This window comes from Ruegeria sp. AP12 (assembly GCF_056540025.1).
This window is the reverse complement of the sequence record NZ_JBQFVZ010000050.1, coordinates 1-1,532: the sequence shown is the minus strand read 5'-3', so window position 1 is coordinate 1,532 and position 1,532 is coordinate 1. Positions and strand designations below refer to the sequence as shown.

1 protein-coding gene is annotated in these 1,532 nt (G+C 61.0%); it reads left to right on the top strand.

Annotated features, from left to right (window positions below; translation table 11 throughout):
- A partial coding sequence (locus ACR0E6_RS21075; RefSeq protein ID WP_480586976.1) for a P-loop NTPase family protein occupies nt 1-1,427 on the top strand: 1,427 nt, incomplete at its 5' end.
- Nucleotides 1,428-1,532: the final 105 nt, after the last annotated feature.

Sequence of the window (1,532 nt, the reverse complement as noted above, 5' to 3'; positions counted from 1 at the left end):
TCCCGTTTCCGCTGACTGTTACCGATACGCCGGGTGTCAACGACCCGCTGCTGATCCGCGAGGAAATCTCGCGCCAATACCTCAAGGAATCCGATTTCTTTGTGGTGGTTCTGTCCGCGCATCAGGCTTTGTCACGGGCTGATCTGAAGCTGTTCCGCCTGATGCAAGCGCTGGAACTGGGCCAGATCGTCGTCTTCATCAACCGCGTGGATGAGCTGGGCGGCGGGGCCGAGGATGCCGGCAAGGTGCGCAGTGATGTTCTGGACGGTTTGGAACAAGCGCTGGGGAACTCGGACATTGATGTGCTGATGGGCAGTGCCCAATGGGCACATTATGCGCTGACCGGGGATGAGACCGGCGTCAATCACGATGACGTCCTAGCCTGGCTGCGCGCCCATCCCGAGCAGATGAAGCAGTATTTGGACGGTGTGGAAGAGATCAAGCAAGGCCCCGGCCCGATCAGCCGCGAAGGCGTTCTGCGCTTTGCTGCCATGATCGCCTCTGGTCTGCCGGATCTGCGGCGGCATGTGACACAGGCCTTGGCCGACGGCCCTCGCAGCGAACAGCTGCGGATGGCGTGGCAGCATCTGAACAGTTTCGCGCAGGGCGAATTTGAACGGTCGCAGGCCGAGCTGCGCGCGCTTGAATCCGAGGACGGCTCTACTGCAGTTGATCTGGACGAAAACAACAAAACGCTTGGTGAACTCAGGGCGCTAGTCGCCGAGAAGACCGAGGTGATGACGCGCGACATGGATGACGTGCTGGCCAATTTGCGCGGCGTCATGGATGACACGGTGGCCGAGGCGGTCTCGGCCGTGGTGCGTGGCCCGGATGGCAATTCGCCTCTGCTGGCCAAAGGTGCTGAGACCGAGTTGAACTTTACCCCTCTACGCGACCGGATGCGCGAGTTGATCCAGGGGGCCACGCAGGTCGTCCGCCAGCGCATGCTGAGCGAGCTTTACGCGATCGACATGCAGGCCAACGCGGCCCTGCGCGCCTTGCCCGGATGGCAGGATCCCGTCGACAACCGCATGAACACCAGCGCGGTGCGGTGGTTCCGTCCGGACACAACGGCCCTGACCCGCGGTATTACGGTGGAGTTGAGGGTGAACTGGCTGTCGCGCCTGATTTCGCGCAAAAGCGTCGTCACGCGTGCAGAGCGGATGATCGTGCAGGAATTCGAACTGATCGGGGATGATCTGATCGACACGGCGCGTGAAAACATGATGGAGCGGCTGAAAACGGTTTTGGACCACTATGTGGCGCTGTTGGGCGGCTATCTTGAACACCGGACCGGATCGGGTGAAACTAATGCTCAGGCCGAAGCGCAGTATGCGTTCGACCGGGCCCGTCGCATCGCCGATGAACTGGAAACGGTGTTCGGCCCGGTGCGCGCGGACGAAGGACAAGCAAAGGCAGCGGAATGATCGAATTTCCCGGAACCGAAAAGGACGTCAGACAGCTTGAACGCTTTCTGAACGCAACCGAATCCCTGCCAATGGATTCGGCGCTGGAGGATATGCGCGCGAAGG